Source organism: Cobetia crustatorum, from assembly GCF_000591415.1.
In the GTDB taxonomy this organism is placed as follows: domain Bacteria; phylum Pseudomonadota; class Gammaproteobacteria; order Pseudomonadales; family Halomonadaceae; genus Cobetia; species Cobetia crustatorum.
Map to the genome: position 1 here is coordinate 1 of NZ_JEMF01000128.1, position 12,479 is coordinate 12,479.

The 12,479-nt window shown below is 60.1% G+C and carries 8 protein-coding genes and 1 pseudogene; 3 read left to right on the forward strand and 6 right to left on the reverse strand.

The window, feature by feature from the left end:
* Positions 1-66 precede the first annotated feature (66 nt).
* Positions 67-1,373: pseudogene (locus BF12_RS20915) on the reverse strand (O-acetylhomoserine aminocarboxypropyltransferase/cysteine synthase family protein).
* A 204-nt stretch (positions 1,374-1,577) separates the two neighbouring features.
* Entirely contained in the window at positions 1,578-2,582 is a 1,005-nt protein-coding gene (locus tag BF12_RS0117660) for a helix-turn-helix transcriptional regulator (RefSeq protein ID WP_084488213.1), read from the reverse strand.
* Positions 2,583-2,717: 135 nt separating this feature from the next.
* Here BF12_RS0117660 and BF12_RS0117665 point away from each other — a divergent pair, with 135 nt between their 5' ends.
* Positions 2,718-4,889 carry a TonB-dependent siderophore receptor gene (locus tag BF12_RS0117665; protein ID WP_024953413.1) on the forward strand — a complete coding sequence of 724 codons (2,172 nt, stop codon included), beginning with the start codon at positions 2,718-2,720 and terminating at the stop codon, positions 4,887-4,889.
* A gap of 89 nt (positions 4,890-4,978) precedes the next feature.
* Positions 4,979-5,869 (forward strand): alpha/beta hydrolase, encoded by an 891-nt coding sequence (locus BF12_RS0117670; protein WP_024953414.1) that lies wholly within the window; start codon positions 4,979-4,981, stop codon positions 5,867-5,869.
* A gap of 185 nt (positions 5,870-6,054) precedes the next feature.
* Here BF12_RS0117670 and madM read toward each other — a convergent pair whose 3' ends face one another.
* The 4 genes from madM to BF12_RS0117690 form a co-directional block, all read right to left on the reverse strand.
* Positions 6,055-6,816 carry a malonate transporter subunit MadM gene (gene madM, locus BF12_RS0117675; protein ID WP_024953415.1) on the reverse strand — a complete coding sequence of 254 codons (762 nt, stop codon included), beginning with the start codon at positions 6,814-6,816 and terminating at the stop codon, positions 6,055-6,057.
* A complete protein-coding gene (gene madL / locus BF12_RS20920) occupies positions 6,813-7,313 on the reverse strand; it encodes a malonate transporter subunit MadL (RefSeq protein WP_024953416.1) in 501 nt (166 codons plus the stop codon). The genes madM and madL overlap by 4 nt, the downstream gene beginning before the upstream one ends.
* Positions 7,314-7,572: 259 nt before the next feature.
* A complete protein-coding gene (locus tag BF12_RS0117685) occupies positions 7,573-9,117 on the reverse strand; it encodes a malonate--CoA ligase (protein ID WP_024953417.1) in 1,545 nt (514 codons plus the stop codon).
* A gap of 75 nt (positions 9,118-9,192) precedes the next feature.
* Positions 9,193-10,647, reverse strand: a complete 1,455-nt coding sequence (locus BF12_RS0117690) for a malonyl-CoA decarboxylase (protein ID WP_024953418.1) — start codon at positions 10,645-10,647, stop codon at positions 9,193-9,195.
* 420 nt (positions 10,648-11,067) lie between these two features.
* Between BF12_RS0117690 and BF12_RS0117695 the strand changes: the two genes are divergently transcribed.
* A complete protein-coding gene (locus tag BF12_RS0117695) occupies positions 11,068-11,733 on the forward strand; it encodes a GntR family transcriptional regulator (RefSeq protein ID WP_024953419.1) in 666 nt (221 codons plus the stop codon).
* Positions 11,734-12,479 lie beyond the last annotated feature (746 nt).

The window sequence follows — 12,479 nt, forward strand, 5'->3', positions numbered from 1 at the left end:
TGTCGCTGATGTGTCGCTGAGGCGGCCTGGTCGGGGTCTGAATGTCGCTTGGGAGCCGCCCTCGCGTCAGGCCACCGCCTTGTCCAGCGCCTGACTGACATCGGCGATGATGTCGTCGATATGCTCGATCCCCACCGAGATGCGAATCAGGTCCGCCGAGACACCGGCCATGGCGAGTTCTTCCTCGTTGAGCTGGCGGTGGGTGGTGGAGGCCGGGTGGCAGGCCAGCGACTTGGCGTCACCGATATTCACCAGGCGCAGAATCATCTGCAGCGCATCGATGAACTTGCCGCCGGCGATACGCCCGGCTTCAGCCTGATCGGCCCCTGTCGCGTCCGTCTTGATGCCGAAACTGATGATGCCGGAGGCCTTGCCGCCGGTGATCTTCTGGCAGGTGGCGTGATAGGGGCTGTCCGGCAGGGCGCCGTAGTTGACCCAGCTGACACTCGGATGCTGCTGAAGATATTCGGCCAGCGCGAGCGCATTGCTGCAGTGGCGTTCCATGCGCAGGGCGAGTGTCTCCAGCCCCTGCAGCAGCAGGAAGGCACTGTGCGGGGCGAGTGCGGCGCCGGTATTGCGCAGCGGCACCACGCGACAGCGACCGATATAGGCGGCCGGGCCGAAGGCTTCGGTGTAGACGACGCATGGTAGGACGGGTCTGGCTCGTTGAGGATCGGAAAGCGGTCCTTGTTGGCGACCCAGTCGAACTTGCCGGAATCGATGATGATGCCGCCCACGGTGGTGCCGTGGCCGCCAATGTACTTGGTCAGCGAGTGGATCACGATGTCGGCGCCGTGATCGAAGGCGCGGCACAGTACCGGCGTGGCGACGGTGTTGTCGACGATCAATGGCACGCCGTATTTGTGTGCAATCTCAGCTAGACGCTGCAGGTCAACGATATTGCCTGCCGGGTTGCCGATGGACTCACAGAACACCGCTTTGGTCTTGTCATCGATCAGTGCTTCAAGTCCGGCGAAATCATCAAACGCTGCCATGCGCACTTCAATGCCCTGGCGCGGCAGACTGTGGGCGAACAGGTTGTAGGTGCCGCCATATAGCTGGCTGGTACTGACGATGTTGTCGCCGACCTGAGCCAATGCCTGAATGGCGTAGGTGATGGCTGCCATGCCAGAGGCCACGGCCAATGCCGCGATGCCGCCTTCCACCGCCGCCATGCGCTGTTCCAGCACGTCATTGGTCGGGTTCATGATGCGGGTGTAGATATTGCCCGGCACCTTGAGATCGAACAGATCCGCGCCGTGCTGGGTGTCATCGAAGGTATAGGAGGTGGTCTGGTAGATCGGCACCGCCGCCGCCTTGGTGGTGGCTTCCGAGGTGTAACCGTGATGCAGGGCGAGCGATTCCAGCTTCATGTTGTCGACTGACATGGCAGTGTCCTTGTGCGAGAGCGTGGCGAAGATCTTGTTGTGTGGTGCTGTTTTCGTTCGTGCTGTTTTCGTTCGTGCCGTTTGATTCGAGCCGTGTGCCGTTCAGGTACTACCGCAACCGGCAGGCATGACGCGGGCCGTGATGCCGATCAACATTAGCAACGGGGCATCTCCAGGTCCATGCGTCGTTCACACCGTCACGACAGGCCGCTGGCTGGGCGGCACGCCGAACTGGCGGCGAAAGGCGGTGGCGAAATTGGCCGCGCTGCGATACCCCGCCATCTCGGCGGCGGCCTCCACCGTGACATTGCGGTCCTGCAGCAGGTGAGCGGCACGGAGCAACTGCCGCCGCCTCAGGTCCCGCGCCATGGTCTGGCCGTAGGCGTCGCGATAACGGCGCTGCAACTGGCGCACGCTCATGCCCAGCCGGGCGGCGATCTCCGCCTGACTCAGATAGGCGACTTCCCCGCTGGAGATCCAGTCCTCGAGCCTCGCCTTCCATTCTGACGTGTCCTGCAGGCTGCGCTGTGCGCTGTCATCCGCCTGGGCCGGTCTGGCCGCCAGGCACTCGCTGATCACCTCAAGCGCCACTGACTCGATACCGAGTCTAAGCGCCAGCGTTCCCGGCCGTTGGCGACTGAATTCCTCCAAGCGCTCGACCAGACGCGTAGACGGTTGCCAATGGTAATGGGCCAGATGCCGCGCCTCGGGCATCACCTCGCTGGCGCTTGAGACTCCCAGATGCCACGTCAGCCAGGCTGGCGTCAGCGTCAGGATGGCGCTGTGCTCATAAGCCCCCTTGGGGCTTTGCAGCCGGAATTCGGTGGGCTCATCGAGGGCGATGCACAGCGCACGGCCCGGCTTCAGCGCATGGTGCTGTGGCCCGAAACTGACCCTGGGCTCCCCACGCCATACCACCGCGATCTTCAGCGATGGCTCGATGCGGGAGCGAATCATCAGATCCGCCCGCTTGCGGATGCGGTTGAGGCGCATGAATAGGCCTGGCTGCACTTCCTGCAGTTGCATGTTGCCGATCAGCGCGCCATCGGCTGACTGGCCCTCGGCGGGCTGGCATTGGTGGTCGCTGGTCAGCGCCCGCGCCATGCGGTGCACGTGATCGAGCTCGATGATCCGGTGGCGTGCGCCTGCCGAGGTGTGAGAGCTGGGGAGGCCGGGAGGGGGAGTAAGGCTCATCTTGTCGCACCTGCAAACATCAGGGAGGGTCCCGCAAAGGTTTTTGTCGTCATGGAGTGCCAAAATGCCCCGTCAGTCACACAGATGCAAATAATTATCATTAGTAGCGATAGCCAGGTGAGCCAAGGGGACACGATGAAGAAGGTGACGGTACGGGGACGCGGTCTGTGCGGGGCAGGCACGCGTCGCTTGATGATCGGGGCGGGGGTGGTGCTGGTCAGTCTGCCGGCACAGGCGGAAGACGCGACGATGGTGCTGGATACCCAGCGGGTGACGGGGCTGCGCCTGTATGACATGGCGTCCAGTGAGCAGAGCGGCGGCTACAGCGTTGACGCTGCCACGGTGGGCTCGAAGGTGCCGGCCTCGCTGCGCGACATTCCGCAGTCGGTAAGCGTGGTGACCCATGACGCCATCGAGGACCAGAACTTCATCACCCTGGATCAGCTGGCGGCGCGTACGCCGGGCGTGCGGGTGCTGAACAATGACAGCGGTCGTTCCTCGATCTTCGCGCGCGGCTATGAATACGATGCCTACAGCATCGACGGGCTGTCGGCGCCGATGTCGAGTCTGACGGGCTCGGTGCCATCCCTGACTGCCATCGACCGGGTCGAGGTCATGCGTGGGCCATCGGGTCTGTTCAACAGCACCAGTGAGCTGGGCGGGGTCATCAATCTGGTGCGCAAGCGCCCGACCGATACCTTCCAGGGCGCCATCAGCGGCAGTGTCGGTACGCTGGAAGACCGAAGCGTCAGTGTCGATCTCTCGGGGCCCATCGATGAGCAGGGCCGTATCCGCGGACGCCTGGTGACCCGCTCCACCGAGCAGGCGCAATGGGTGGATGACAACGACAACACGCTGAATGATTTCTATGGCGCGCTGGATGTCGACCTCGACGAGAATACCGAGCTGTCACTGGGGGTGATCCACAACACCAAGGACATCACCGTCAATCAGGGTCAGCCGGTCGATGGTGACAACAACTTCAGCTATGGCCGCCGTTCGGCATTCTACGGCGCAGACTGGAACAGCTTCGAGAGTGATGCCACCGATGTGATCGCCGAGCTGACCCACCGCTTCAGCTCACGCGGCTATGGCCGACTGGCGGCGCGTTACAGTGATCGCAATGCGGATTACGAATACGCCTACAGCGGCTCGGCACTGAGCGATACCGGCGACTTGAGCAGTGTCGCGGGCTATGCCGGTTTCACCGATGAGACCTCGGTGAGCGTGGATGCCAGCTACACCCAGGGCTTCGATGCCTTCGGTAACCAGAACGAATTCGTGGTCGGGGTCGATTACAAGACATCGGAATCGGATACCACCGCGGCGCGCACCAGCAACCTGACCGGCTCCAGCGCCAGCATCAGCGAGCTGAACAGCCTGGCCTATGTCGACATACTCGGCAATGCCCGTGATGGCGTGAGCGGCTACAGCCTGTCGCGCACCGAGACCACCCTGGAAGAGCAGGGCCTGTACGGCAAGGTGACACTGCGTCCCGTGGCACCGCTGGCGGTGATACTGGGCGCGCGCGTCAGTCAGTTCTCGGCCGAGACCGAAGACAAGCTCAATGGCGGCAGCAGCGACATGCAGGACACCGCCGTCACGCCCTACGGCGGACTCGTCTATGACCTGGACGCCGACCACTCCCTCTATGCCAGCTACTCCAGAGTCTTCGAGCCACAGACCCGCGAAGGCGAGGATGGGGACCTGATCGATCCGCGCGAAGGCGAGCAATACGAGATCGGGATCAAGGGCAGCTATCTGGATGGCGCACTGAATGCGCGTATCAGTGGCTTCCAGCTGACCGATAGCCACCGCGCTGCCTCCTCGACCGACGGTAGCGTCAGTTATTCGGTGGATTCCGGCAAGATGCGCATCACCGGTGCGGAGCTTGAGCTGGCCGGCAACATCACGCCGCAATGGGATGTCATCTTCGGCTACACCTACATGGACTCCGAGGTGCTGGAGGCCGGCAGCTCCGATGCACTGCTGATGCTGATGCCCAACAACATGGTCAATCTGTGGACCCAGTATCGCTTCGAGGGCAACCTGCTGGATGGCGTGTCCGTCGGTGCCGGCATGACGGCGCTGAGCGATTTCGAAAGCACCCAGGGCACCATCCAGGCACCGGGCTATGCCGTGTTCGATGCCATGCTGGGCTATCAGTTCACGCCGAAACTCAGTGGCCAGCTCAACGTCTACAACCTGTTCGATCGTGAATATTATGTGCGCGCCGGTTCCGCCAGTGTCTTCAACTTCGTGGGACGTCCGGCCAGCGCCGTTGCCACCATGAAGTATGAGTTCTGAACATGAGAATCGGATTGCGAGTGCGCACGCGGTTATTCCCACGGCCATTTACACGTCTCTTCACAAGAGTACAGGCATGGGGACTCATCATGCTGACATCCGGCGCTGTCAGTCTGCCGGCCTTTGCCATGACTCACGCTGCTGACAATGACGCGCTGCCAGGCACCACGACCTCCTTCACCCAGCATTCCAGCACCACGGGGCAGGAGTATCTGATTCAGGTAGCGTTACCCAAGGTCGCCCCCCCGCAAGGAGGCTACCCAGTGCTGATGGTACTGGATGGCAATCGCCACCTGGATCTGTTCACGGCAGCGCGCGACATATTGGGACGTCGTGGTTATGACAAGGCGCCGTCAGATCTCGCCATCGTCGCGGTCGGTTATGCGGGGAGTGGCGGTCGCGGCCCTGACAGAGCCTTTATCTCAAAAGCACGCTTCAAGGATTTCACGCCACCGCTCACCACCGGCACGGCACCAGAGAGGACGGGCGGTGGGTCAGAATTCCTCAACTACCTGACGCAATCATTGCCGCCAGAACTGGCCTCACGCTATCCGCTCGATCTCGAGCGGCCCGCACTGGTCGGCCACTCACTCGGCGGCCTGTTCGCGCTCCATGCCCAGCAGAAGGCACCCGAGGCCTTCGGGGCCATCTTCGCGATCAGCCCTTCACTGTGGTGGCGGCAGGAGAATGACCCGGCCAGCTGGCCGCTGCGTCTTGCCTGCTCCGAGGCGGCGGGCCCGGTGTACATTGCGGCTGGTGGACGCGAGCAATCGCCGCAGCCCAGGCGACAGGACCCTGAGCGTGACAGATTGCGGACCGAGCGCGCGATGATCGACAACGCACATGAGCATGCACGCCATCTGCGCGAGCACTGTCCGCAGGCAGCCGTCCAGTGGCGGCTGTTCGAGGGCGAAGACCACGGCAGCGTGATGTGGCCTGCCGCGCGGGCAGTGATGGAGCGATTGTTGAGGCCACGCTGATCGCGGATGCATGAGCTGAACAACGTAAGCAGTGAAATGGAGTAGAGAGTGAAAGCAAACGGCGGCATCAGCATGGGACATTCTTCGTCCTGGCTGATGCCGCCGTCGTTTTGCTTCAGGGCTGCTTGTGTCAGAGCGGCTTATACCAGAGCGGCTTGTGTCATTGCCACTCGTGTCAGAAGCGCTTACATCACCGCACGTACCGCGAGGAACAACACCGTCGGGGCGAGCAGGATGCCCAGGCCGGTGTAGAAGGTGGCCGTCATCGCGCCGTAGGGCACCAGGCGGGCGTCGGTAGCGGCAAGGCCAGCGGCCACGCCACTGGTGGTGCCGATCAACCCGCCGAAGATCATCGCGGAGCGCGGATTGTCGAGCCCGATCAGGCGCGCCGTCATCGGCGTGGCAACCATGGTCAGGATCGACTTCACCAGGCCTGCCGCGATGGAGAGTGCGACCACTTCGGAGCTTGCGCCCAACGTGGCACCGGTGACCGGGCCAACGATGTAGGTGACAGCGCCCGCACCGATGGTGGTGATATCGACAGGATCGGTATAACCAAAGGCGATGGCGACACCCGCACCGGCGATGAAGGAGATCAGTACCCCGACGAACAGCGCGATGACACCTCTGAAGCCTGTCTGGCGAATCTCTTTCAGGTTGACACCGTAGGCGGTGGCGATGATCGCGAGATCACGCAGCATGCCGCCGCCCATCAGGCCGAGACCCGAGAAGAGCGTGACGTCCGAGAGCCCCTTGCTGCCGCCAGTGCTGATGCCACCGACATAGGCCAGTATCAGGCCGAGGATGATGGCAATGGCCGAGCCGTGCAGCTTGCCGCGCGTCAGGTTGTTGCTGATCCAGTAGGCCACGTACATGGCCAGGCCGATGACGGCGAAGGCGGCAACCAGATGATATTTATCGAACAGGTGGACGATGGAATCGATCATGATGCTGCCTCCTTACTGGCGATGGGTGGGTGTGGTGTTGGTGGCCGGTGTCGCGTGACGGCTGCGGTCCAATACTGCCGCGCCGGTCGTGACGGAGGTCTTGGTAGGCGTATAGCATCATCTGCCGCGTCATCGAGCGCGGTTTCAGGACGCTTGCCCGTCAGGATAGGGACCAGTGCGAGACCGAGTACCACGGCGAGCACACCTGCTACCAACGCGACCATGCCACCGCTGAAGGCAGCAGCCACGTTCTGGCTGGCGGCCATCGCGACCACTATCGGAATGTACATCGCATTCCAGAAGTTGATGCCGCTGGAGGTACTGTCGGCCATCTTGCCGCGCTCTTTCAGCACGCCAGTGATGAAGATAAGCAGCAGCATGGCGATGCCGACACCGCCGAGATTTGAATCGATATTGAGAATTTCTCCGAGCATGTCACCGATCACGAGACCGGCCATCATGCACCCTGCGAGCAGGGCAACTCCGTAAATCACCATGGCATGGATACCTTCATTGTTGTTGTGATTATGTGTGGCGTTAGTGGGTGTTGCGTAAGCCGAATGCGGCGTAGGACATGTGGCGTTTTTTGAGTGTTGCGAATCAAACGTAAATTGGAAGTCAGGTAGATGTGGCAGTGGACTGGCATCACCGGCATGGCAAAGTGGACGAATTCGCCATGCCGGTGGGCGCTGTGATGCGTATTGGGTCAAGCCGGATCATCAGTACAGATCAACTCTGCTCAGACCAGCTCAGCCCTCAAGCGCTGACGGATTTTTCGGGACTGAACAGGCCGGCGTAGTCATCGCGCAGCTGTTTCTTCTGTACCTTGCCCATCACGTTGCGTGGCAGGCTATCGATGAAGAACACGCGCTTGGGCTGCTTGTAGCGCGCCAGATTGTCCTGCAAGGCCGCCAGAATGCTGGCTTCACTGGCCTTGTCTTGCTGGCCTGGCTGCATCACGACCACCGCGCAGACAGCTTCACCGAAATCAGGGTGTGCGATGCCGAACACGGCGGATTCATTGACGCCGGGCAGGTCATCGATCAGCAGCTCGACTTCTTTCGGATAGATGTTGTAGCCACCGGAGATGATCAAGTCCTTGTCGCGGCCCACGATGTTGACGTAGCCATCGGCATCGATCAGGGCAAGATCACCGGTGATGAAGTAGCCGTCTTTGCGGAATTCTTCGGCAGTCTTTTCCGGCATGTTCCAGTAACCAACGAAGACGTTGGGTCCCTTGACCTCAAGCAAGCCTGTCTCGCCCTGCGGCAGTGTCGCACCACTTTCGCGGTCCGTGATGCGCACTTCAGTCCCCGGCAATGCCATGCCGACCGTGCCGGGGCGACGTTCGCCGTCGTAGGGGTTGGAGGTGTTCATGTTGGTCTCGGTCATCCCGTAGCGTTCGAGAATCGCATGGCCGGTGCGTGCACTGAATTCGCTGTGTGTCTCGCTGAGCAGCGGTGCGGAACCGGAGACGAACAGGCGCATGTTGGCGGTCGTTTCGCGATTGAGGCGTTCAGAGCCGAGCAGGCGCGTATAGAAGGTGGGCACACCCATCAGTACGGTCGCGTCAGGCATCAGGTCAAGAATCTGATCAGCATCGAATTTGGGCAGGAAGGTCATTGAGGCACCGACCGTCAGCACGATGTTGCAGGCCACAAACAAGCCGTGGGTATGGAAGAGGGGCAGCGCGTGGATCAGGTGGTCATCACTCGTGAAGCGCCAGGTCTTGGCCAGTGCGAGGCAGTTGGAGGCCAGATTGTCATGGCTGAGCATCGCGCCCTTGGAGCGCCCCGTGGTGCCGGAGGTATAGAGGATGGCGGCGAGATCATCGCCACTGCGAGGTTCGACAGCCGCGCTGATCTCGGCCGTCGCCACCTTCGTCATCAGGCTGCCATCATTGGCATCACCCAGGCTCTCGACGCAGGCCACGCCACATTCGCTGGCAAGCTGTCGGGCGGTGTCCAGTACGGCAGGCTGGCAGACATACAGATGCGGCTGGGCATCGCTCAGGAAGTAGCGAATCTCTTCGCCGGTGTAGGCGGTATTCAGCGGCAGGTAGACCGCGCCGACCTGCAGACTGGCCAGATACAGCAGTACGGCTTCACAGCTTTTATCGACCTGAACGGCGATGCGGTCGCCCGGCGAGACACCCAACTCACGAAGTACCGTCGCCATGCGACCCGCTGCCTGACGTGCCTGATCAAAGGTGTAGCTGCGGGCGCCGGGCGTGCTCATGAAGGGGGCATCGGCACGTTGCGTGAAATTGACGGCGAACTGCTGATAAAGGTTCTGGTTCATGACGTCTTCCTGGTATTGGCGTGTTGTTATTGGTGCAAAACGTTGGCGTTTGATCGATCACTAGTCGTCTATTGATCAGCTGGTCTGAGAGCGTTCGTCGGATCTTTCGTCAGAAGCCTCCAACTCGCGGGCACTCGGTTTGGCATCTTTCTTCGCGATACGCTTGGTATCTTTCTCCACTGCTCGCTTGTCTTTTTCGACGTTGCTCGCCCCTTGCTTGGCCTCTTTCTTGACCTCGTTGCTGCACGCCACGGTGTCATTACGGCTGAACGCTTCGTGGTTCTGCTCGATGCGATCAGGCTCGTAGAGGTAGTTGACCATCAGGCCATGCGCCTGTTTCAAGCCATTGGCAGAGGTGTCGCCGGGCCAGTTGATGCGATGCAGACTGGCGCCGTTGCCGAGGTGGAAGCGCGCGACCGGATTCAGCGGCTGACCGCTGCGATGTTTGATGTTGACCAGATAATGCGCGGCCAGTGAGCGTAGCTCCGGCGCGATCTTCTGCTGGGCAGTCTCGTCGCTAGTCCAATCATCGCTCTCGAGTTGTTCGGCCAGTGCATCCGAGACAGATAGCTCCTCTTCCTCGCGCGCCTGACTGAGCCACTGGCTGAAGCCGGGCACTGGCGAGAGAGTGACGAAACGATTGAGATTGGGCAGCTCGCGTTGTAGCTCCTGCACTACCTGCTTGATCAGGAAGTTGCCGAAGGAAATTCCCTTCAGGCCCGCCTGACAGTTGCTGATGCTATAGAAGACGGCAGTATCGGCTTCGCGCTCGGTGGTCTGACCGCTATTGGCGAGCAGATGCTGGATGTTGTTGGGCACGCCCTTGCACAGCGCCACCTCGACGAAGATCAGCGGCTCATCGCCGATGGCCGGGTGGAAGAAGGCGTAGCAGCGGCGGTCTTCCGGGTCGAGGCGTCCTCGCAGGTCGCTCCAATCCTGAATGGCATGCACGGCCTCGTAGCGGATGATCTTTTCAAGCACGGCAGCAGGCGTGTTCCAGTCGATGGCTTCCAGCATCAGGAAGCCACGATTGAACCAGGAGCCGAACAGGTGCGCGAAATCAGCATCCAGCGGTTTGAGTTCGGGGTGCGCCTTGATGACCTTGAGCAGATCAGCCCGCATGCGCACGATTTCATAGGTGCCACCCGGACACAGGTTAAGGCGACGAAGCAGTGACTGTCGCTTGGGTTCGCAGGCCGCGAATAACGTCTCGAGGCAGGCATTGTCCGGTGACTCGCGGTACTCGGCATAGGCCGCGTGAATGGCCTCTGGGTTGGCGGCGTAGTCATCGGCCAGCAGCTGGAAGAAGGCGTAACGCTCCTCATCATCCAGTGCCTGATAATCCTCGAGGGCGCGTTGCGCAATCATGATGCGCGAGGCTTCACCGCTGCTCTCGGTCAGGCGATGGCAGTTGTCGGTCAGGCGTGCGAGTCGATTCTCGTTGCCATTCTGACTCGGTGGCAGGCCCACCTGATGACGGGCGCGATTGCCGACATGCGTGAGCAGGTCTTGCAGGAAACTGAGATTGATGTTCACGGCGTATCCTCTTGGTGCACATGGCTAGAGCAGCAACGAAGCGAGGTGGAACCCGCTAACCCATCAATAGCACACGGCGCTGGCGGCGGAATTGGATTCAGAGTCTCAGGGGGCATTTGCAGTCTTGTACCTGAGGGCTGATATATCTTGTCCCGTCTTGTTGTATACAACAGATAGGCGTCTGGTGTGTTACTGTCAAGTCAGTTGCTGCCGAACACGACCAAAGTTACCTTGTCGTCATGGGCCAGACGTTCTGGTTCAAATGTCACGGTTCAGGTGTCATGAGCTAGACGTCATGCGATAGCGAGATGGCAAGATAGAGAAAGACGGCCATCGGAATGGCCAGACGTGATGACCAGGGGCGCTGGTCACAGGGATAGCCGGAAGGTATGGCGCCGTAAAAGGACTCCGCTGATGATCAAGATGTCTCATGCTCAACGCCTGCGCGATCTGCTGGAAGACGCCATCGTCGAAGGGCGCTTTCCACCAGGCACCAAGCTTGACCCCGAAGCGCTGGGCCGCGAGTACCAGTGTTCACGCACGCCGATTCGCGAGGCGCTCCAGCAGCTGGCGGCCTCCGGCATGGTGAAGGTCGTGCCCAAGCGCGGCACCTTCGTCACGCAATTGGGGATTTCAGAGCTGGTCGAACGCTTTGAAGTCATGGCAGAACTGGAGGCCATGTGTGGCCGTCTTGCCGCGCGGCGTATCACCTCGCAAGAGTTGAGCGAGCTGAAAACCGCCCATGCCGCCTGCCGCGAGCGGCTGGAAGCCGACGACGCCAATGGTTACTACTACGAGAATGGCTGCTTTCATCACTGCCTCTACCGTGCCAGCCACAACGCCTTTCTGACGGAAGAAGCCACGCGCCTGCACGCGATCCTCAAGCCATATCGCCGCTTGCAGCTGCACGTGCGCCACCGCATGCACAGCTCCTTCGTGGAGCACGAAGCCATCGTCGCCGCCATTGAAACGGGCGATGCGGCGGCCGCTGAACAGGCACTGAAAGACCACGTGCATATTCAGGGGGAAAGGTTCACGGATCTGGTCGCTAATATTGAGAGGTTACATGAATCAGCTTGATGTAAATAATAGACCATTTATGAATGTTTATATTATCTCGAATTACTCATGAGAATATTTATGTAATGAAGAGATATTTACATCGTGATATTTCAAGATTAACGTTAGTGGCCAATATTGTGTGTATGGATTGTCAGTAAAATGCTGTACTCTGCGTCTGGTAGTAGATAGGAGGTTTATAGGAATTTATACGATGTGTTGATTTAACATGTGGATCATATGCCATTAATTAGGTGATTTCTATGTTACGAATGGCAATGATTTCCGTCTCTGCACTGGTGCTTTCTGCTTGTACTGCAGGGCCATCGGGCCTGCATCAGGCTACGCTAGAGGTTGACATCCAGAATGTCGCACCTGGCGGTAAATACCGGAATCTAGGCCCGATAACAGCTAGGCATGGACGGGGGTGTGGCCTGTTTGGGTCTCAGGGGAATTATGAAGGTGCTGTCATTATACTGAGGGAGAAGGCGGTCGCGCGTGGGGGGAATTACGTTCAAATCGTCAAGCAGCAAGATGAGTACATGAGTGATCTCTGCCTGGATCGAGCGTACATCATCGATGGCTTCGCCTATAAAACCTCTGAATGACTGCCGGTGAAATACCCCCATCCGCCTGAGTCTCAGCGCGAAGTGAGTCTCAGCGTGAAGAAGGGCACCTCAATCACTGACTTGCGCTAACCCCGCCTTATTCACGAGTGCCCTGATCGGGCGGCTTGAAGTGGCTGGCCGTTGGGTTCTCGCACGAGG

What these genes read in the sequence shown, in the direction of transcription:
- BF12_RS0117660 (WP_084488213.1), bottom strand. Translation starts at nt 2,582, where the DNA reads ATGAGCCTTACTCCCCCTCCCGGCCTCCCCAGCTCTCACACCTCGGCA.
- BF12_RS0117665 (WP_024953413.1), top strand. Translation starts at nt 2,718, where the DNA reads ATGAAGAAGGTGACGGTACGGGGACGCGGTCTGTGCGGGGCAGGCACG.
- BF12_RS0117670 (WP_024953414.1), top strand. Translation starts at nt 4,979, where the DNA reads ATGCTGACATCCGGCGCTGTCAGTCTGCCGGCCTTTGCCATGACTCAC.
- madM (WP_024953415.1), bottom strand. Translation starts at nt 6,816, where the DNA reads ATGATCGATTCCATCGTCCACCTGTTCGATAAATATCATCTGGTTGCC.
- madL (WP_024953416.1), bottom strand. Translation starts at nt 7,313, where the DNA reads ATGGTGATTTACGGAGTTGCCCTGCTCGCAGGGTGCATGATGGCCGGT.
- BF12_RS0117685 (WP_024953417.1), bottom strand. Translation starts at nt 9,117, where the DNA reads ATGAACCAGAACCTTTATCAGCAGTTCGCCGTCAATTTCACGCAACGT.
- BF12_RS0117695 (WP_024953419.1), top strand. Translation starts at nt 11,068, where the DNA reads ATGATCAAGATGTCTCATGCTCAACGCCTGCGCGATCTGCTGGAAGAC.